General features: G+C 63.4%; 18 protein-coding genes. 8 read left to right on the top strand and 10 right to left on the bottom strand.

The genetic code is table 11. From position 1 onward, the window contains the following. Positions 1–2: 2 nt before the first annotated feature. The 8 genes from ACQKEK_RS14320 to ACQKEK_RS14285 all read left to right on the top strand — a co-directional run bounded on the left by ACQKEK_RS14320 (position 3) and on the right by ACQKEK_RS14285 (position 7,703). Complete coding sequence (locus tag ACQKEK_RS14320; RefSeq protein WP_499143541.1) at positions 3–1,013, top strand: SDR family oxidoreductase; 1,011 nt, start codon at positions 3–5, stop codon at positions 1,011–1,013. A gap of 136 nt (positions 1,014–1,149) precedes the next feature. Then, positions 1,150–1,755 (top strand): outer membrane protein, encoded by a 606-nt coding sequence (locus ACQKEK_RS14315; protein ID WP_128121901.1) that lies wholly within the window; start codon positions 1,150–1,152, stop codon positions 1,753–1,755. Positions 1,756–1,824: 69 nt separating this feature from the next. Then, complete coding sequence (locus ACQKEK_RS14310; protein ID WP_045431287.1) at positions 1,825–2,502, top strand: response regulator; 678 nt, start codon at positions 1,825–1,827, stop codon at positions 2,500–2,502. Further along, a complete protein-coding gene (locus ACQKEK_RS14305) occupies positions 2,499–3,896 on the top strand; it encodes an ATP-binding protein (protein ID WP_499143540.1) in 1,398 nt (465 codons plus the stop codon). The genes ACQKEK_RS14310 and ACQKEK_RS14305 overlap by 4 nt, the downstream gene beginning before the upstream one ends. Positions 3,897–3,981: 85 nt before the next feature. Continuing rightward, complete coding sequence (locus ACQKEK_RS14300) at positions 3,982–4,425, top strand: ketosteroid isomerase-related protein (RefSeq protein WP_499143539.1); 444 nt, start codon at positions 3,982–3,984, stop codon at positions 4,423–4,425. 106 nt (positions 4,426–4,531) lie between these two features. Beyond that, positions 4,532–5,185 carry a DUF2238 domain-containing protein gene (locus ACQKEK_RS14295; protein WP_499143538.1) on the top strand — a complete coding sequence of 218 codons (654 nt, stop codon included), beginning with the start codon at positions 4,532–4,534 and terminating at the stop codon, positions 5,183–5,185. 181 nt (positions 5,186–5,366) lie between these two features. Then, on the top strand, positions 5,367–5,762 hold the full coding sequence (locus ACQKEK_RS14290) for a hypothetical protein (protein ID WP_499143537.1): 396 nt from the start codon (positions 5,367–5,369) through the stop codon (positions 5,760–5,762). A gap of 297 nt (positions 5,763–6,059) precedes the next feature. After that, positions 6,060–7,703 (top strand): methyl-accepting chemotaxis protein, encoded by a 1,644-nt coding sequence (locus ACQKEK_RS14285; RefSeq protein WP_499143536.1) that lies wholly within the window; start codon positions 6,060–6,062, stop codon positions 7,701–7,703. Positions 7,704–7,858: 155 nt separating this feature from the next. On the opposite strand, the gene ACQKEK_RS14280 is transcribed toward ACQKEK_RS14285, so the two are convergent. The 10 genes from ACQKEK_RS14280 to ACQKEK_RS14235 all read right to left on the bottom strand — a co-directional run bounded on the left by ACQKEK_RS14280 (position 7,859) and on the right by ACQKEK_RS14235 (position 18,109). Further along, positions 7,859–9,514: a complex I subunit 5 family protein gene (locus ACQKEK_RS14280; RefSeq protein WP_499143535.1), complete on the bottom strand. Its 1,656-nt coding sequence runs from the start codon at positions 9,512–9,514 to the stop codon at positions 7,859–7,861. After that, entirely contained in the window at positions 9,511–11,007 is a 1,497-nt protein-coding gene (locus tag ACQKEK_RS14275; RefSeq protein WP_127838231.1) for a complex I subunit 5 family protein, read from the bottom strand. Before ACQKEK_RS14275 ends, ACQKEK_RS14280 begins: the two co-directional genes overlap by 4 nt. Then, positions 11,004–12,428 (bottom strand): complex I subunit 5 family protein, encoded by a 1,425-nt coding sequence (locus ACQKEK_RS14270; RefSeq protein ID WP_499143534.1) that lies wholly within the window; start codon positions 12,426–12,428, stop codon positions 11,004–11,006. The genes ACQKEK_RS14275 and ACQKEK_RS14270 overlap by 4 nt, the downstream gene beginning before the upstream one ends. After that, positions 12,425–12,724 carry an NADH-quinone oxidoreductase subunit K gene (locus ACQKEK_RS14265; protein ID WP_499143533.1) on the bottom strand — a complete coding sequence of 100 codons (300 nt, stop codon included), beginning with the start codon at positions 12,722–12,724 and terminating at the stop codon, positions 12,425–12,427. The genes ACQKEK_RS14270 and ACQKEK_RS14265 overlap by 4 nt, the downstream gene beginning before the upstream one ends. Continuing rightward, positions 12,721–13,632 carry a hydrogenase subunit MbhD domain-containing protein gene (locus ACQKEK_RS14260; RefSeq protein WP_499143532.1) on the bottom strand — a complete coding sequence of 304 codons (912 nt, stop codon included), beginning with the start codon at positions 13,630–13,632 and terminating at the stop codon, positions 12,721–12,723. Before ACQKEK_RS14260 ends, ACQKEK_RS14265 begins: the two co-directional genes overlap by 4 nt. Then, entirely contained in the window at positions 13,625–13,921 is a 297-nt protein-coding gene (locus tag ACQKEK_RS14255) for a cation:proton antiporter (RefSeq protein ID WP_045431315.1), read from the bottom strand. Before ACQKEK_RS14255 ends, ACQKEK_RS14260 begins: the two co-directional genes overlap by 8 nt. Further along, the gene (locus ACQKEK_RS14250) at positions 13,914–14,165 is read right to left on the bottom strand and encodes an MrpF/PhaF family protein (RefSeq protein WP_025240033.1); all 252 of its coding nucleotides are present in this window, start codon (positions 14,163–14,165) and stop codon (positions 13,914–13,916) included. Before ACQKEK_RS14250 ends, ACQKEK_RS14255 begins: the two co-directional genes overlap by 8 nt. Next, entirely contained in the window at positions 14,165–14,656 is a 492-nt protein-coding gene (locus ACQKEK_RS14245; protein WP_064481283.1) for a Na+/H+ antiporter subunit E, read from the bottom strand. Before ACQKEK_RS14245 ends, ACQKEK_RS14250 begins: the two co-directional genes overlap by 1 nt. An 83-nt stretch (positions 14,657–14,739) precedes the next feature. Further along, positions 14,740–17,157, bottom strand: coding sequence for a glycoside hydrolase family 65 protein (locus ACQKEK_RS14240; protein ID WP_499143531.1), 2,418 nt, complete (start codon positions 17,155–17,157; stop codon positions 14,740–14,742). Then, positions 17,150–18,109: a PfkB family carbohydrate kinase gene (locus tag ACQKEK_RS14235; protein ID WP_499143530.1), complete on the bottom strand. Its 960-nt coding sequence runs from the start codon at positions 18,107–18,109 to the stop codon at positions 17,150–17,152. Before ACQKEK_RS14235 ends, ACQKEK_RS14240 begins: the two co-directional genes overlap by 8 nt. Positions 18,110–18,565 lie beyond the last annotated feature (456 nt).

The following is an 18,565-nucleotide window of genomic DNA, read 5'->3' as shown; positions in this document are numbered from 1 at the left end:
CGATGCGCATTTCTCTCAAACCCTTGCATGAGCAGGTCATCGTCATCACCGGTGCTTCGAGCGGGATCGGCCTGGCGACCGCCCGCCTCGCCATCGAAAGAGGCGCACGCGTGGTGCTGGTGGCGCGCAACGAAGAAGCCCTGCTCGACATCGAGCGTGACCTGAACGCGGGTGACCGGGTCCTTCACGTCATGGCCGATGTCGGCCAGCGCGCGCAGCTGGAACGCGTCGCCAGCGAGACCGTCGCCCGCTTCGGTGGCTTTGACACCTGGATCAACAATGCCGGCAGCTCGGTATGGGGACGCTTCGATGAGGTCAGCGACGAAGACCACTATCAGGTAATGCAGACCAACTTCTGGGGCACTCACTACGGCTCGTCCATCGCCGTTAAGCATCTGCGCGACAAAGGCGGCGCCCTGATCAATATCGGCAGTGTGGAATCGGCCAATGCCCTGCCCTTCCACAGCAGCTACAGCGCCAGCAAGCATGCGATCAAGGCGATGACCGACGTGCTGCGCGTCGAGCTGCAAAAGTCGCACACGCCGGTATCGGTAACCCTGGTACGCCCCTCCTCGACCGACACCCAGTTCATGGATCACTCGAAGAATTACCTGCCCAGCGCGCCGGTGTTTCCGCCGCCGGTCTATGCCCCCGAGGTGGTCGCGCGGGCGATTCTGCATGCCGCCGAGCACCCGCAGCGCGACGTTTACATCGGCAATGCCAAGTTGCTTTCGCGACTCGCGCAGAACGCGCCGCACCTGGCCGACTGGATCAACCGCACCTTTGTCTACGACACCATCACGAGCGGCCGCCCAGACCGACACCCACGCGGCGCGCTCTTCGACAGCGATGTCGGCAGCGCGGGTGACGGCAGCGCCCGTGGCGATTATCCGGGCATGGTGCTGACACGCAGCCTGTATACCCGTGCCACGCAGCATCCGGTCGCGACCACTGCCGCCGTGGCGGTGGGGGCAGCCGCATTGGTCGCCCTGTTGGGGCGTCGCGGGCGCTAGCTGACCACCAGCGCAGCCCAGGCTGCGCTGGCTGCATGATCGTTCAGCTCAGGTTCAGCCAGTGTTCAGGGGCCGTTCAGCGGAGCGTAGGCAGGATGGAGACGTAAATTTCTCCACGCCTGCAAAGGAGCGACACATGAACAAGCTGCATACCCTGGCCATCGCCACCACTCTCAGCGTCTTCACCTTCGGCGCCCAAGCCGCCGACAACTTCGCTGGCCTCACCTGGGGCAAGAGCACCGTCAACATCGACCGTTCCAGCACCCTGAAGCAGAACATGCCGGGCGCGAACCGTTTCGATGACACCATCAAGAACAGCGGCACCTGGGGCATCCGTGCCGGTCAGATGACCGATGAGGCACGCTACTATGCCACCTACGAAAACGTATCCGACGACTACGGTAGCTCGCTCAAGCTGCGTCAGCAGAACCTGTTCGGCAGCTACGACATGTTCCTCCCGGTCGGCGACACTACCCGCCTGTTCGGTGGCGCCAGTGCCGGTCTGACCAAGCTCGAGAATGAGTCCAGCGGTTACCGCCGCGACAGTGACATCGGTTATCTGGTAGGTCTGCAGGCTGGTGTGCTGCAAGACGTCGGCAAGAACACGTCGATCGAAGCGGGTTACCGTTATCTGCGTAGCAACGCCGGTACCGAAGTGGCCGAGCGCGGCGTTGGCAAGGTCGGTTCGATCGACCTGCATAGCAGCAAGCAGGCCTACCTGGGCGTGAACTACAAGTTCTAAGCAGGCACGCTTGCATCGACAGGAACACGGCCGGGATTGTCCCGGCCGTTTGCATGACAGGAGCCGCACATGAAAGTGCTGGTGGTGGAAGACGAGGCGCTGCTGCGCCACCACCTGCTGACTCGCCTGAGCGAAAGCGGGCATGTGGTCGATGCGGTGGCGAATGCCGAAGAGGCGCTTTACCAGACACGCGAATTCAATCATGACCTGGCCGTGGTCGATCTCGGCTTACCGGGCATCTCCGGCCTGGATCTGATTCGCCAGCTGCGCAGCAATGGCGAGCGCTTTCCCATCCTCATCCTCACGGCGCGCGGTAACTGGCAGGACAAGGTCGAAGGATTGGCCGCCGGTGCCGACGACTACGTGGTCAAACCCTTCCAGTTCGAGGAGCTGGAGGCACGGCTCAACGCGTTGCTGCGACGCTCGTCCGGCTTCACCCAGGCGAGCATCGAAGCCGGCCCGCTCAAGCTTGACCTCAACCGCAAACAGGCACTGGTGGACGACGAGCCCCTGCCGCTGACCGCCTTTGAATATCGCATTCTGGAATACCTGATGCGTCACCAGCAGCAGGTGGTCGCCAAGGAACGGCTGATGGAGCAGCTCTACCCGGACGACAACGAACGCGACGCCAACGTCATCGAGGTGCTGGTCGGCCGGCTGCGGCGCAAGCTGGAAGCCCACGGCGGGCTTAAACCCATCGATACCGTTCGCGGCCTGGGTTATCTGTTCACCGAGCGCTGCCGATGAGCCTCAATTGGCGCCGCTGGCGCGTGCTGGCTCGGGCCGCACGCAACGGCACCCTGTCACTGCGCCTGCGCCTGATGCTGGGCGCTACCTGCCTCGCCGTTCTGTTCATGCTTGCCCTGCTCCCGGTGCTGCAGGCTGCGTTCAGCCTCGCCTTCGAGCGGGTCATCGAAGAACGCCTGGCCGCCGATGCCAATACACTGATTACCGCATCGCGCATCGAACAGGGCCGACTGGTGATGCCGGAGCGCTTGCCCGATGAAGAATTCGACCTGCCCGATGCGAAGCTGCTGGGCTACATCTACGACCCGCAAGGCAAACGGCTCTGGCAGTCACGGTCGGCCGAAGACGAATCCATCGACTATCAGCCGCGCCTGCAGGGCGATGTCACCGAATTCCAGCGGATCCGCGATGCCGATGGCGCCGAGTACTTCGTTTACGACGTGGAGCTGCGGCTGAACACCGATCAGCGTCAGGCGTTCAGCTTCGTCACCATGCAACCCACCAGTGAATACCGCAGCCTGTTCGAGGAATTCCGGCAACAGCTGTATCTCTGGCTTGGTGGCGGATTGCTGGTGCTGCTGACGTTGCTTTGGCTGGGCCTGACCTGGGGCTTCCGCTCGCTCAAACGGCTAAGCCTCGAGCTGGATCAGGTCGAGGCGGGGCGGCTGGATCGCCTCAGCGATCGACACCCCCGCGAACTGCTGCGCCTGACCCGCTCGCTGAACCGCTTGCTCGACGGCGAGCGTCGCCAGCGCGAGCAGTACCGCAACTCGCTGGGCGACCTGGCCCACAGCCTGAAGACGCCATTGACGGTGCTGCAGAGCGTAGGCGAGGTGATCAGTACGCAGCCGGACAATCGCGAACAGTCCCGCGTGATGCGCGCGCAGATCGAGCGCATGAGCCAGCAGATCAGTTACCAGCTGCAGCGGGCCTGCCTCGGTCAGAGCGGCCTGGTGCGCCACCGGGTAGCGCTGCAGCCGCTGCTGGTGCGCCTGTGCAGTACGCTGGACAAGGTCTACCAAGACAAGCGCGTGCAGGTCGAGCTGCAGATCCCAGCAAAGGCTACCCTGCCGCTGGAGCAGGGCGCGCTGATGGAACTGCTCGGCAACCTGCTGGAGAACGCCTACCGACTCTGCCTCCATCAGGTGCGCATCAGCCTGCAGCAGGGCGACGAATACCTGACCCTGAGCGTCGAAGATGACGGGCCCGGCGTGCCGGTCAACCAGCGCGCCCGCATCCTGCGTCGTGGTGAACGGCTGGATGCCCAGCACCCCGGCCAAGGCATCGGCCTGGCAGTGGTGAAGGACATCATCGACAGCTACGGCGGCGAGCTCAGGCTCGACGATTCCATGCTTGGCGGCGCTGCGTTTCGGTTGCGCCTGCCGGTGGATTGAGCCGACGAAGGTATCTGTTGATTGATGCCTGTTCCGGGTGGCGGCTGCTACAGTTCGTAGCCCCGCCACTTACCGGACGCGACAAATGTCACTGGACGACAACAAACGGCTGGTCCGCCAGCACATCGATCTGAGCTGGAACCGCGGACACCTGGCCCTTGCCGAGAAGCTGCACAGCAAGGACTTCCTCTACAAGAGCTCCTTCGTCGGCCATCCGATGGCCAGCCCCGAGTTCGCCGCGATGGTGACCCAGATCCGTACTGCCATGCCCGATCTCGAAGTGGTGGTCGAGGAATGCGTTGCCGAGGGCGACAAGGTCGTCACCTGGAGCACCTTGATTGGCACCATCGAAACACCCGCGCTCGGCTACCCACCCAGTGACAAGGTCTTGAGCATTTCAGCGATGGCCTTCTGGACCCTGACGCCGGGGCAGCAGATCCGCGAGATCTGCACCATGTTCGACATCGAAAGCTTCCGTTCCCAGCTCGGACTGGCGACCCGCACCTACGCCGAAAAAGCCTTGCCCTGACGGCTGCTAGCGGCCAGAACGGGAGCGTTTCGCGCTTTCGCAGCAGTCATCGCCCCGGTTTCGTGGTCCATTGCACATGCGCCCGATTCCGAAAAAGGCAGGTTGAATGCACCGACCGCTGTTGCTCAAGACCCTGGTTTGCCTCGTTGTACTGGCCTTGCTGGCCTCCGCCATCAACCCGCACGACCGTACCACCTGGCTGATGGAAGTCCTTCCGGTGGTCATCCTGCTGCCGGCATTGGCTTACACCCATAGACGATTTCCGCTCTCTTCGCTGCTGTACGTGTTGCTGGCTGTCCAGGCCCTGGGGCTGGTTGCGGGCGGCCATTACACCTTCCCCCGTGTCCCGGTCGGTTTCTGGCTGCAGGACTGGCTGGACCTCAGCCGTAACCCTTACGACCGGCTTGGCCATTTTTTCCAGGGCGTTGTGCCTGCGCTGATCGCGCGGGAACTGCTGGTGCGTAATGAGCGCGTTCATGGCAAACACCTGTTGCCGTTTGTCTGCGTAAGCATGGCGATGATGCTCAGCGCTGTTTACGAGCTGGTCGAGTGGGCGGCGGCCCTTTCGCTTGGCCAGGGCGCCAAAGCCTTTCTGGGCATGCAGGGCGATCAGTGGGACACGCAGGCCGACATGTTCTGCGCGTTGCTTGGCAGCCTGACCGCCATGACACTGCTGGTGCATCTACACGACCGCAGCATGGCCGCAATCGGTAAACCTCGGCAAAGCCTAACGGCTGTACAAGGCGAAACCGCCCGATAATTACAGCCAGCTGGTTAACTATCGATTTAATTGAATCAAGTAATTGGCTTGATTAATCAATTAGCGGCAGCGGCACTTAGTATCACAGTTGTCGATTTGTACTATTGATACGCTCGCGTTTGTTCAACCGGCCCTCGCCCGTAGCATGTGTCCCGTACCCACTGATACCGAGGACACACTCATGAAAAAGTTATTAGCAGCTGCCATCCTGGCCAGCATTGCTTCGACGGCCTTTGCGATCCCGCCAAGCCATCCGCAACCAATTCTGGGCGAAGCGCAAAGCGCCTCAACCGTCCAAAAGCAGTTATCAACTGACCGCACCCTGTCTGAAAACGGTTTCGATCGCACGCCATTGAGCGAGCAAATTGCTGAAGACGGGTTCGATCACACTCCCATCAGTGAACAGATCGCTGAAGACGGTTTTGACTCTACGCCGCAAGCGGAGCAATTCGCAGAAGATGGATTTGACCTGACACCTCAAGCCGATCAAGTCGCCGATGACGGTTTCGACCGTACTCCGCTGGGGCAGTTACTGGCGGAAGATGGCAGTGATCGTACCGAGCTCGGCACAGCCTGAACTTAACGCTTCAACTCAAGGCGCCGTTGGCGCCTTTTTTATGTGCAATGAAAAGTTAATGACACTCGCTCCGCGAGTATTTACGGCCGGATAAATCCATCGCGACAAATAACTTTCTGACGGCCCTTAGCCTATCGGGAGGCTCGCTCAGAGAAAACCATACGACCCCTGTACCCAATTGATACCAAAGTACAATGTTTATGATGACGCAGTGCCACTACCCTGACTGAATAGTCATTTCAGGGACGATGGTGCAGTCAGCTCAGGGAAGATCCTCATAAATTGTGCGGAAACCCCATGAACCTAACCGTCAAACTGAAACTCGGCCTGAGCTTTGCAGCACTTACGCTGATCGTTCTGCTCATTTCTTCGTTGGCGATTGCCGAGCTTGCCAAGTTCAACGATGCCTTCTCTGACTATGTCGAAGGTGTTAACGCCCGCGAAGAGCTGGCGTCAGCATTACTCATCGCGGCGCAACGCCGCGCAGTCGCGGCCCGTAACCTGGTGCTGGTGTCCTCGGAAGCTGACCTGAAGCTCGAACATGCAGCAGTCCTCGAAGCACACCGCGACGTTCAGACTCATCTCAGTAATCTCAAGACGGCGGTAGATCGTTTGTCTGGTGCTGAGGCCAAAGAAGAAAAGCAGCTGCTTGCCGAGATAGCCCGCATAGAAAGCCTTTACGGTCCAGTAGCACTGGATATCGTTGAACGCGCGGTAGCCGGGCAGCGCGAAGACGCCATCGTGCGGATCAACCGAGACTGCATTCCACTGCTGCGTCAGCTGCTGGCCGCTGGCGAACGCTATATGCAGCACAGCCGTAGCGTCGCGAAAGCGGAAGTGGTGGCCGAGCGCAACGAATATGAAACCCAACGCAACCTGATGATCGGTGTCTGTTTGATTGCCGTATTGCTCGCGCTCGGTCTGGGTATCGGCATCGTTCGCAGCTTGTTGCGCACCCTGGGCGCCGAGCCGCTCGATCTGTCTGCTGCAGCCCGCCGCGTCGCTGCCGGTGACATGCGCAGCATGCCGGGAATTGAGCACGCGCCGGCTGGCAGCGTCATGGCCTCCCTTGGGGAGATGCAACGCAGCCTCGGCGAGCTGATCGGGCAGGTACGGCGCTCAGCTGAAACGATATCGTCCTCCGCCGAAGAGCTATCGCAGTCTACCGAGCAGGCGAGCCAAGGCGTCATCGCACAAAAACTGGAAGTCGATCAGGTAGCCACGGCAATTCATGAAATGGCTGCGACGGTGCTCGAGGTCGCACGAAACTCCGAGCAAGCGGCCAGCGCAGCGGTTTCAGCCGATCAGCAAGCGCAAGCCGGCGAGGCGACGGCACGTCAGGCGGTGGTACAGATCAAGCGGCTTGCTGATGAGGTGACAAAATCGACCGCTGCGATGGCGCGCCTGAAGAGTGAAAGCGAGCGGATCGGCGGTGTATTGGACGTTATCAAGTCGGTGGCGGACCAGACCAACCTACTCGCGCTGAACGCTGCGATCGAAGCCGCACGCGCCGGCGATGCAGGCCGAGGTTTCGCCGTGGTGGCTGATGAGGTGCGAACACTTGCTCGTCGCACCCAGGACGCGACGGTCGAAATCCAATCACTGATCGAAGGGCTGCAGCGGATTGCCGAGGAGTCCGCCAAAACCATGCAGGGCTGTAGTGATCTGACGGAGGCCACCGTGGCGGGCGTCGATGAGACTGGTGCGGCGGTGGCAGACATCACCTGCATGATCGCCGCTATTCAGCAGATGATGCAGCAGATCGCAACTGCGGCCGAAGAGCAAAGCGCCGTGGCTGAAGAAATCAGCCGCAGCGTGACCCGAGTACGCGATATTGCCGATCAGTCCGCGACGTCCAGTGAGCAGACAGCCGCCTCCAGCGTGGAGCTCGCACGGCTCGGTAGCGCTCTGACTCAGCAGGTTCGGCGGTTCGAGATCTGACGCGGGGCTCCGCCTGATCGAAGAACGCAACGGCAAGCCAAATGGAATCGGCCCTGCGCTATAGGTGCTGTGTGTTTAGGCCGTGCGTGTTCGGCCATCCCTCCCCCGCGCCGTACCCGCAAGCGAGGTGCAACCAGGGTTGCAAGCGCAACGCGTCACCACAACCAACCCAACCACAGCAAAGCGGCCAGCAACCAGGCGCTCATGGTGAGTGTGCCGGTGTTCCAGAAGCGGTTCCAGCAGCGCTCCCGTTGCCGCCAGCGCGAGGTGTTCGGATGGAGGGTTGGAACGGCCATTGGTGGGCGTAATACCAGACGTCGGAGTCGCAGCGAGAGCGTCAGCGCCGGGTTGGGTAGATTCGCCAGGCGTGCCGGAACCTTCCAGCCCCTTTTCAAGGCCACGCCAGCCAAAACCGATGCTAGCAGTAGCGGCCATAGTGCGGCCCAGATGCCCCCAGGATAAAGGCCATGCAGCATCGGCTCGCGCAGGGCGGGCCATAGCCAGGGCAAGAGTAACGAGCTGCTGCTGAGCAACGCCCAGGGCAACAGCTGAGGTAGCGGTGGACGGTTCGCGGGCGCATCGCGCGCATCCTGGCGTAGCAACCACAGCGCGCGAATCAAAAGCAGGGCGGTAGTCAGGCTGCTGAGGCTCAGCCAGACCAGCCAACCTTCGAACTCACCGGCATGCCAGACGTCTTTCAACGCGGTCTTGACTGCCCCGCCGGTGGTCAGCGGCAACCCCACGATCGCCAGGGCCGGCAGTGCCAAAATCGCCCAGCCGATGCGCGGAAGACGACCGGCATGGATCAAGCCCGCCGCGAGAAACAGCGCCCCCTTGGCCAGACCGTGATGGACGCCGTAGAGCATCAGCACGACGGTCATCGCCTGAAGTTGCTCGGGATGTCGCCAAGCCAGCGCCAGCAGCATCACCAGATAGCCCATCTGACTGACCGATGAATAGGCCAGCACCGCTTTGGCTTTTCTTGCCGCGAGCCCGAGCAGTGCGGGGTAAACGGCACCGAAGATGCCCATGGCGAGCAGCACGTCCGCCCAGCTCGACAGCAACGGATCGCTTTCCGGCAAGCATCGCCAAATGCCCAGCAGACCGGCCTTGAGCATCGCGCCGGACAGCACCGCGCTAGCCGGGGCAGGTGCTGCCGGATGGGCCAGGGGCAACCAGACGTGCAGTGGCCAGAAACCGGCCTTGAGCCCCAGTCCCGCCAGCAACAGGACCAGCGTCAGGCCATCCATGGGCAGCGTTTGCCAGGCGGCGAAGGAGAAATCGCCGCCCGCGGCGTGGCTGCGCAGCATCAGCCCAGCGAGCAAAGCCATTTCGCCGCAGATCGCCAGTTGCAGGTACAGCCGTCCGGCGCGACGGGGGCCGGGCCCACGCCGATGCACGATCAACCCATACGCGGCGAGGCTCATGGCGCTGAAACCGAGGTAGAAGCTCAAGGCGTCGGTCGAAATGATCAGCATCAGGTTGCCGGCCAGCGCCAGCAGCCAAAAGGTCCAGAAGCGAAGCCGATGAGCGTCATCCTTCTGGCTGCTGCTGGCGAAGACGCTTGCACAGCCCCACAGCAGCGCGGTGAAGCCCAGCCAGGCACGGCTAAGGTCATCACTGGCACCCCAGCGCACGCCATCCCAGAGCATCGGCAGCTCCAGCAAGGGAACGGGCTGAGCAACCAGCGCCAGCGCCGGAATACAGGCCAGCCATAGCCAGCCGATGGCCCGTTCGCGCCAGATGGCCAGGCAGCCCGCGGCGAGAAGTGGCGCCAGCGGCACCAGCATCCAGAGCCAGGCGCCGCTCATATCTCAAACTCCCGATTGACGATCAGTTGCGCCCAGCCCAGCGGGCTCAGCGCCGTGCCGGCCAGCACGCCCACCAGCACTGACAGAAAAGCAGTGAAGATCGCGGGGAGCAACAACATCCAGTGGGTTTCCCAGCGCTCCTCGCGCCAGTTGTCCTCGTGCCAGTCAGCCGGTTCGGCGAACCAGCCACGCCACAGGAGCGGCAGGAAATAGCCGGCATTGAGCAACGCAGACCCCATCAAGACCAGCAGCACCCAATCCTGCCCGACCTCCAGCGCGCCCATGCCCAGCGCCCACTTGCTGACGAAGCCAGCGATCGGCGGAATGCCGATCATGCCCAGCGCACCGATACTGAACGCCGTCATGGTCAGCGGCATGCGCCGGCCGACACCGTCCATTTCGCGAACACGATGGATGCCAAGGGTTTCGGCGAAATTGCCCGCGCAATAGAACAGCGTGACCTTCATCAGCCCCTGATGGACCAAATGCACCAGCCCACCGACCGCAGCAATCGGCCCGAGCAGCGCAACGCCAAGGGTCACGTAGGACACCTGACTGATGGTCGAGTAGGCCAGGCGCTTCTTCAGCTCCTGCTGCTGCAGCGCGCGCATCGAGCCATAAAGGATCGTTGCCGCGGCCAGCCAGAGCAGCGGCCCGGCCATGTCCAGTTGACCCATCGCCTCGGCGCCATAGACGTCATAGACCACCCGAATAATCCCGAACGCGCCGGCCTTGACCACCGCCACCGCATGCAGCAGAGCACTGACGGGCGCCGGCGCCACCATCGCCTTTGGCAGCCAGCCATGCAGCGGGATCAGCGCCGCCTTGACCCCAAGCCCGGCGACCAGCAGGACGAAGGCGACGCGCAACGCCAGGTCGTGCTCGCCCACCGCCGGCAGCAAATAGCCGCCCGGCTGGAAGTCCTGCCCACCGGCCAGGCCATGCAGCAGCGCCACGCCCATCAATACCAACGCACCACCGCCCACGGTGTAGGCCAGATAGACGCGCCCGGCGCGCAGCGCTTCGGGCGTACCGCGATGCACCACCAGCGGGAACGTCGCCAAGGTCAGCATCTCGTAGAACAACAGAAAGCTGACCAGATTGCCCGCCAGCGCGAGGCCTACGGTGGCGCTCACGCAAAGGCTGAAGTAGCCGAAAAAGCGCGACTGCAACGGAGAATTTTCAAGGTAGCCAATGGCGTAAATGGTAGTCGCCAGCCACAGCACCGACGACAGTGCGACGAACAACAGCGACAGCGCATCGCCCTGCAGCACCAGCGGCGCGCCGGGAAGGAATGGCAGACTGAAACGAAACTCCAGGCCTTTGCTCACGCCATAGATCATCGCCACCACCAGCAACAGCTTGATCACCACGCCACAGAGGTTGAGCGTGACCCGCAACCGATGCTGGTCTTCGTGCAGGGTGAAGATCAGAAGGCCCGGCACCAGCGAGCTGAGCACGATGGCCAGCGGTAGCCAATGGGTCCAGTTCATCGTGCCACCCCACCGAGCCAGAGCAGCAAGGGCTCGCTGATCAGCGCCAGGCTGAGCACCAACAGCGCCGGCAGCATCGCCAGCCATTGCGCAACGGGATCAGGCTTGACGCTGGGTGGGTTGGGCCGCGCACGATCGAAGCCCAGCGCCACCACACGGAACACATAGGCCGCCGACATCAGCGTGCCGAGCAGCACACCAAAAGCCCATGGCCAGTGCTGCGGTTGCTCGAACAGCGGCTGCAGCAACAGCCACTTGGCAAGAAAGCCGCCACTGGGCGGCAGACCAATCAGGCTGCCGCCGGCAACAGCGAAGGTCGCCATGGCCACCGGCATGTTCTGGCTGGCCCCTTTCAACGCGCGTACTCGACGCGTACCCAGCACCCGCTGCAGCTCACCAGCAGCCAGGAACATCGACACCTTGGCCAGCCCATGCGCCAGGATGAACAGCCACAACGCCGCCTCCATTCGCGGTTCCTGCCAATGCAGCAGCAGGCCGAGCGCCAACAGCGCATAGCCCAGCTGCGCAACCGTTGAATAGGCCACCAGCATTTTCAGGCGCGGCGCGCGCAGCGCCGACCAGCCGCCAGATATCAACGCCAGGATGCCGGCCCCGGCGAATAGAAACCCGGCCTGACGCCCGAGCTCCGGTGGCGCGATCTGGCTCCAGATCAGCCACAGGATATAGATCGGTCCCTTGACCACCAGCGCAGAGAGCAAGGCGCTGACCGCGGTCGGTGCGCCGGAATGCGCCGGGGGCAACCACAGGTGCAGCGGCCACAATGCCGCCTTGAGCATCAGTCCGACACTCATCAGCAATAGCGCCAGCCGGGTGGTGTTGTCGGCCTCGGTCAGCTCGGCCAGCACCAGCACATCGAGCACACCGTAGCGGCCATAGAACAACGCCACGCCAAACAGGTAAGCGAGCGACCCGGCCAACGACAGCATCAGGTAGTTGAAGGCCGGTCGATAGGCCTTGCGCCCGGCCAGTGCCACCAGCGCCACGGCACAGAGGCTTAGCAATTCAAGCGTGACGTACAGGTTGAACAGGTCCGCCGATAGCCATAGTGCGACGAGCGAGGCATGCAACAGGCAGGACAACGGCCAATAATCCTCGTTGCCCGTAGCGTGCGGGCTGCGCGCCGCATAGAGCGCGACCAGCAGATGCAGGCCGGCGGTAAAGACCATCAGCAGCGCGGTGAGCGGGGTCAGCTGGAACCGGATCGCCAACGGTGTCTCCCAACCGCCGATCTGCAACAGCTGCGGCCCGAGGCTGATCGCCTGCTGCAAGGCAAACGCCGCGGCGACCAGGCTGGCAGCGCTCATCAGGATCACGCAGACGCCACTGCGAGCCGGCCGCAGTAACACCAGCAGCAGAGCTGCAAGCAGCGGTAGAGACAGGCTCAGCAACGCCGCATTCATTGTCGCGGCTCCTGCTGGCCCTTTGAATGCTCCGGACCTTGCGCCACGCCGGCCAACCGCAACGCCAGGGCGGTGGCGCTGACCGCCACCACCAGACCGGTCACCACCAGCGCGACCAGCAGCGGATCGCTCGGCTGGCTGCGCGCCGCCAGGGCAATCATCACCAGAAACACGCCACTGCCCATCAGGTTGAAGGCGATGATCCGGCGCAGTGCCTGACGCAACGTCAGCAGGCCGTGCAGCCCCAGCAACCAGAGCGTGGCACCGATGATCATCCAGAACAGGCTGCTGGTCATGAGGAGACGTCCTCCCCTTCGCCGACCACCAGCAGGCTGAGACTCGCAGCGATCGACAGGGTCGCTACGCTCTCGATCAGGACGATGAGCAGCTTGGCCGCCCCGCTTGGGTAAGTCAGCCAGCCCTCGCCCAGCCAGGCGGTCATCAACGCAACACCGATAAACACCAGCAGGCCGCCCAGCACCAGCAAGCGCAACGGCGTGAATGACCAGCGCAACCGTGGCACTAAGCCCGACAAGCGCAGTAGCACCACACCCGAGGCCAGTAGCGCCCCAGCCTGAAAGGCGCCACCTGGCGCACTGGCTCCGCGCCAAAGAATGTAGCCGGCAGCCAGCACCAGCAGCGGGGCCAGCACCCGCGCCCAGGCTCGTAGAAGCGGCCAGGGCTCCGCCAGATCCAGCGGTCGCGGCCCCAGTTGCCGAGCACCAAGCAGCGCCAGCAGCAGGACGGCCAGCTCCAGCAGCGTGTCCCAGGCGCGGTAGTTCAGCAGCACGGCGGTTACCGGGTGGCTGACGCCGGTCTCATCCAGATGCCGTGTGATCAGCGCCGGCATACGCGGCTCTATTTCGCTCAGTGGCGCCAGCCCTTGCACCAGCAGGATCAGCATTGGCAGCACCACAGCCGCGGCGCCAAGGCGCAGTCGCGTACCGGTGGCATCAGGCAGATCCGCCGGCCCGGGCTGGCGCGCCAGTGCGGTGAACAGCAGAACGCCCGTCAGCCCAGCGCCAATCGCCGCTTCGGCCAACGCCAGGTCCGCTGCGCCCAGGCGCGCCCAGACCAACGCCAGCGCGAGGCCGAAGGCGATGAACAGCAGCACGCTGGTGTAGAGGTTGCGACCATGCAGCGCGCCAAAGGCGAGCCCCAACAGCAGCAGGCCAAGCACCCCGTCGAACAGCCATTCAGTCATCGCGTGGCTCCTCACCGGCCTGTCGCGCCAGCAACTGGCAGGCGGTGGCGCTGGAGGCCAGCAGCAACAGCCAGATCAGCACCATCTGCCCGACCTCCCATAGGCTGTCGGCACGCAGCGAGAGGCCGGCAATCACCAGCCCGAGGCCCAGAGTGTCCGCCTTGGTTAAGGCATGCAGACGGCTGACGGTGTCGGGAAAGCGCAGCAGGCCGATGCTGCCCGCGACGAAGAACAGCAAACCGCCAATCAGCAGCAGCCAGCTGAGGCCATCCAGCAGCAGCTCAGTCATGCCGGCCCCTGCGCAACAATTGCACCAGCGCGGCGCTTGCGACTGCTGCGAGTAACCCCAGCAGCAGCGCCACGTCACGTAGCGCCGGTTGGTGTTGCCATTGAGCAAGCACCAACAGCAGGGCAGTGCCGGTGGTGCCGAACAGCTGGATCGCCAGCAGCCGATCCACCCGACCCGGCCCCAACACCACGCGGCCGAGCCCGATGATGATGGTTAGCAGCAGCAGGGACGCGTACACCGCCATCAATGCGAGCGCCCCCGCACCAGCAGCTGCTCGAGCCGCTGTTCGAGTTCGCTCACGGTGGGTTTCCACGGCTGGCGCTCATCAAGCACATGCACCCGCATCTGATCGCCCTCCACTCGCGAAGCCAGAGTGCCGGGCAGCAGGCCGACAAGCGCAGAGAGCACCAGCCGCACCTGAGGCGAAGGGCTGGCAATCGGGTAGTCGAGCCACGCGGGCTGCAGCGGTCGGCGTGGATGAACCGCACGCACGGCCACATCCCAGGCGCCAGCGGCCATCCTGCCGAGAAAGAAACCGACAAACCCAGGCAGCGCCCGCAGCGACGGGTGCCAGGGCCGCAACCCTAACCAAACTGAAAGCCCAGCGGCCAACAGGATGGTCGGTACGCCCAGCGACCATCCGCCACCTTCGCTGAAGAGTGCCCAGACCAACGCGTAGATCACCACCCAGCCCAACCCATCCAGCCATCGGCGAGCGCTTCCGACCTCCATCATCACTGCGTCTCCTTGTCTGGCACGTTCTGTTATGGAACGGGCTCTGGACCGGACGTTCCGCTGGATCGACGGGCTGGCTTGTTTCAATGCGTTGCCGAGCGATCCTGCGGCGTCGGGATGGCGATCTCGAGCGACTCGCCTGGCCCCAGCTGGCACCTGCCTTGAGCATAGTGCAGCGGCACCGAACCCGAGTTTTCATGGGCGGCGCGAACCCACAGCGAGCCGTCAGCCAACTGCAGATGCAGGTGTGCCTGCCGGAACACCAGTGACAGCGCTATCTGCTGCAGCTCCGGCGGTGGCGAGGGAAAGATGTACAGGCCATCAAGCTCCAGACGCACCCCGAGGTAATGTCGCTGCATCACGTCGAGCGAGCCACACATAGCGCCGAGGTGGATGCCTTCCTGGGTGCCACTGTTGCCTGGCGAACCCAGATCGGTAGCCAGGGCCTGCTGGTAGTAGGACCAGGACGCCTCGCTGTCGATAGCGGCCAACGCACCGGCGCAGACAACCTTGGACAAACTCGACTCATGGGTGATGCGGGCGAGGTGATAGGCGACGGTGTGGCGTGTGCAGGCACTGTCATGGCGGTAACCCATACGCTCAAGGATCTGCTGCAGTGTCTGCCGGGGTAGCAGGTGATAGGCCATCAGCGCATCGGCCTGTTTGGTCAGCTGGTAGCGATCACAGCTGTCATGCCGCGCTTCGAGCATCCAGTCCAACCGCGGCCGGTCACCGTGCAGCCACTCCTGCGATGGCGCTTCCAGCTTGTCGAAACCTTCGAACTGGCTGAGCAATTGATCGTCGACGAAGGGCAGGTAAAGCCCTTCAGCGACAGCTTGCCAGTGGTCCGGCTCGTTCGGCTCCACCTTCAGTCGTTGCCGTAACGCGGTTGCATCGGGCTCGCTGAGCAACGCCAGCACCTGCCGCGCACGGTCGAGCGTCCACGCCGCCATCAGATTGGTGTAAGTGTTGTTGTTCAACCCCGGCTCTGCCGCGTCCGGGTAGCTGTTGTGATATTCGTCAGGGCCGATCACACCGCAGATCAGGTAGCGCTGCCGCGACGCATCGAACTGCGCCAGGCTGGCCCAGAAACGCGCCACTTCAATAACCAACTCACCGACCGGCCCGGCCAGTAACGCCTCGTCAGCAGTGGCCAGATACAGCTGCCAGGCGTCGTACGCCACGGCAGAACCGATATGCCGCTGCAGGCGGGTGTGGTCGGCCATCCAGCGACCGGACATCGGGTTGCACTGCCACGGCGGCGTTTCTTCTTCGCCCGTGCGTGCGCTGCGCCAGGGGAACATAGCCCCCCGCAGCCCGGCGCGACGGGCCCGTTCGCGCGCCTTGTCGAGGCGCGCATAACGGTAGTCGAGCAGGCTTCTGGCGAGTTCGGGCCAATGGGTCGCGAGTATCGGATAGGCGAACAGCTCGTCCCAGAACACCTGCCCGTAATAGCCTTCCATCCAACCCCGAGGCGGAAAGCCAAGGTCACGCCCAACGCTGAGTGGCGACACAGTCTGCAGCAGGTGAAAGGCATGAAAGTGCAGCGCATGCTGCAGCTGCGGATCGTTCGCAGTGAGCGCGAGCCCCTGCCACAGCCTTTGCCAGGCTTCGGTGCTCGCCTGTTCCAACTGCTCATAACCGTCACATGGCAACTGTCGCTGTGCCTCGACACGCGCATCCTCGTCGGTTGCGGGTCGTTCCTCGTCGACCAGCACCACCGCGCACTTCTCGATGATCAGCCGACCGCTGTCCGCCACGGTGCAGTCCGTCTGCTGGATCAGCCGATGATCATCGAGGGTGGCGCGCCATTGCAGGGGTTGCTCGGGCGTCCTGATCTCTGTCGCCATCGCCAGTCGGCGGCGTTGGTTGTGCAGCCGGGCGCTGAGTGCGGCCGCGCCCTTCTCGTCATGGTCGAAGGCAAGGTGCTGCAAACGCCGTCCTTCATAGGCACGGTTGCGGCGAACCCCGGCGTTGCGTACGCCACCATCCAGCACTGTCCGCAGGCGCAGTTTGAGGCCGGGCGGCAACTGCAGCTCCCAGCGCAGCACGGCGAGATTGGGCGTCGCCATGCTGACCAGACGACGTTCCAGCAACCTCACCCGATATTCAGCCAGATCGAATTCGAGGTGCCGTTCGAGCACGCCAGTGTCCAGGCTCAGCGTTTGCTGATAGTGCTGCAGCTCGACCCTATCGAGGCTGAACCAATCGCCATCATCTAACGCAAAGCTGAGACCGAAGGGGTCCGGCAAGTTGACCAGGGCCGCCATCTGCACCGAGTCACCATTGACCTCGCGCGGCGCCTCGTCATACCACCCCGCGCGGTAGAAACCCGCGTAGTGCTGGCTGTCATCCGCACGGGGCATTACCGAAGCTTCCGGCGCATTGGCCCGCCACGACAAGACTCCGTTGCCCAGCGCGAGCAAGGCTTCGCGCCGTCGCTCATCGCCGCGGTCGTAATGCTCGAAGACGATCTGGCACCGCGTGTCTGGTTCAGCCATCCAGCCTCCTCGCCTTCTCAAGTAGCTTCTGCGCCAGCTCGATCACCTGTTGCCGATCAGCATACGCAGGCTGCGAGCCATAACCTGTGACGGCAAGGTTCGCCGCGGCCACGCCCCAGGCGGCGGCCTCCCGTGGCTCAAGGCCTTCGAGCAAAGCCACGGAAAACACGCCGGTAAAGGCATCGCCAGCGCCGGTGGTATCGATCGGATCTACGTCGCCCGGCGGGATGTGCAGGGTCTGGTCAGCCGTCGTCAGCACGCAGCCGCCATCGCCGAGCTTGATGCACACCAGCGCGGGCCCGTCGCGTTGCAGCTGGCGCGCGGCATCAGCAAGCTTGTCCAGTGAATCGAGCGAGTGGCCGACCAGTCCTTCGGCTTCGGAGACGTTTGGCGTGATCGCCTGCAGCGTGGGCAACAGCGCCTGGTTTACCCGCTCGGGAAAGGATGGATCGAGTACCGCTGGAATCTTATTTCGGGCCGCCACCTCCAGCGCCCGATTCACTACTCGCGCCGGCACTTCGTAATCGAGCACCAGGCAGGCGGGGGTTGCGCAACCGTCGATGGCGGCGGCCATGGCTTCGATAGCCGCGTCGTCCCAGCAGTCGTTGGCATTGGTCGCCAGGACGATGTTCTTCTTCCCATCCGGCGGCACCATGATCATCGACACGCCAGTGGACTGACCCGCGGCGCGCCCGACGTTATCCACCTCAACGCCGGCCTGACGCAGCGGGTCGAGGGCCTGTTCGGCCAGCTCGTCGTCGCCGACGCGGCCGAGTAACAGGCTGCGGTGACCGAAACGCGCACCGAGATACGCCGTATTGCTTGCCTTGCCGCCGGACAGGCGACACAGATCATGGGCCAGCTGGGTTTCGCGACTGCCTGCAGGCTCGTCGACCCGCACCTGGAAGTCAGCGTTGATGCTGCCCAGCGACAGCAAGGTGAGACGTTGCATGGACATGCTCCGGCGGCTCAGGCTCGTCCTTCAACGGACCTGAACCGCCGGCGAGGGTTCGCGTTTCGCTAAGCGCAAGACTCAGCCAAGGCGGAACCGCGCGGTGTTCTGCGCCAGGCGCAACGCCCCGTCCTTGAGCGCCCGACGAAACTTTTATGATGCCGCCCGGCGAGTGGCTGGGCCTGTCTCTGTGTCGGAACTGCTGAACCGACGGATGGCGGTCCCGGCTGATTCAAGTGCGAACCACGACACTGGCACGGTGCCACCCTTGTTTGTAGACTCCGCGCCGTAGTCTGGCTGACCGACGTCTGTCCTCAGCGCGCATTCGGACCAAGGAAACAAGTAGTCATGGACGCTCTGTATCAAACCCTCGCCCCGCCTGCCTTTTTCTTTCCCGTACCGTTCTGGCTCACCCAGCGCGATCGTGCAGCCGCATCCATAACAAGGCCGAAGGCC

It is taken from the genome of Pseudomonas sp. NPDC077408 (assembly GCF_050269105.1).
GTDB lineage: Bacteria > Pseudomonadota > Gammaproteobacteria > Pseudomonadales > Pseudomonadaceae > Stutzerimonas.
Note: the sequence above shows the minus strand (reverse complement) of the source record. Positions and strands in the feature narration are given on the sequence as shown.

Excerpts from the sequence above, each read along its gene's own strand:
- ACQKEK_RS14320 (WP_499143541.1), top strand. The coding sequence starts at position 3 with ATGCGCATTTCTCTCAAACCCTTGCATGAGCAGGTCATCGTCATCACC.
- ACQKEK_RS14315 (WP_128121901.1), top strand. The coding sequence starts at position 1,150 with ATGAACAAGCTGCATACCCTGGCCATCGCCACCACTCTCAGCGTCTTC.
- ACQKEK_RS14310 (WP_045431287.1), top strand. The coding sequence starts at position 1,825 with ATGAAAGTGCTGGTGGTGGAAGACGAGGCGCTGCTGCGCCACCACCTG.
- ACQKEK_RS14305 (WP_499143540.1), top strand. The coding sequence starts at position 2,499 with ATGAGCCTCAATTGGCGCCGCTGGCGCGTGCTGGCTCGGGCCGCACGC.
- ACQKEK_RS14300 (WP_499143539.1), top strand. The coding sequence starts at position 3,982 with ATGTCACTGGACGACAACAAACGGCTGGTCCGCCAGCACATCGATCTG.
- ACQKEK_RS14295 (WP_499143538.1), top strand. The coding sequence starts at position 4,532 with ATGCACCGACCGCTGTTGCTCAAGACCCTGGTTTGCCTCGTTGTACTG.
- ACQKEK_RS14290 (WP_499143537.1), top strand. The coding sequence starts at position 5,367 with ATGAAAAAGTTATTAGCAGCTGCCATCCTGGCCAGCATTGCTTCGACG.
- ACQKEK_RS14285 (WP_499143536.1), top strand. The coding sequence starts at position 6,060 with ATGAACCTAACCGTCAAACTGAAACTCGGCCTGAGCTTTGCAGCACTT.
- ACQKEK_RS14280 (WP_499143535.1), bottom strand. The coding sequence starts at position 9,514 with ATGAGCGGCGCCTGGCTCTGGATGCTGGTGCCGCTGGCGCCACTTCTC.
- ACQKEK_RS14275 (WP_127838231.1), bottom strand. The coding sequence starts at position 11,007 with ATGAACTGGACCCATTGGCTACCGCTGGCCATCGTGCTCAGCTCGCTG.
- ACQKEK_RS14270 (WP_499143534.1), bottom strand. The coding sequence starts at position 12,428 with ATGAATGCGGCGTTGCTGAGCCTGTCTCTACCGCTGCTTGCAGCTCTG.
- ACQKEK_RS14265 (WP_499143533.1), bottom strand. The coding sequence starts at position 12,724 with ATGACCAGCAGCCTGTTCTGGATGATCATCGGTGCCACGCTCTGGTTG.
- ACQKEK_RS14260 (WP_499143532.1), bottom strand. The coding sequence starts at position 13,632 with ATGACTGAATGGCTGTTCGACGGGGTGCTTGGCCTGCTGCTGTTGGGG.
- ACQKEK_RS14255 (WP_045431315.1), bottom strand. The coding sequence starts at position 13,921 with ATGACTGAGCTGCTGCTGGATGGCCTCAGCTGGCTGCTGCTGATTGGC.
- ACQKEK_RS14250 (WP_025240033.1), bottom strand. The coding sequence starts at position 14,165 with ATGGCGGTGTACGCGTCCCTGCTGCTGCTAACCATCATCATCGGGCTC.
- ACQKEK_RS14245 (WP_064481283.1), bottom strand. The coding sequence starts at position 14,656 with ATGATGGAGGTCGGAAGCGCTCGCCGATGGCTGGATGGGTTGGGCTGG.
- ACQKEK_RS14240 (WP_499143531.1), bottom strand. The coding sequence starts at position 17,157 with ATGGCTGAACCAGACACGCGGTGCCAGATCGTCTTCGAGCATTACGAC.
- ACQKEK_RS14235 (WP_499143530.1), bottom strand. The coding sequence starts at position 18,109 with ATGCAACGTCTCACCTTGCTGTCGCTGGGCAGCATCAACGCTGACTTC.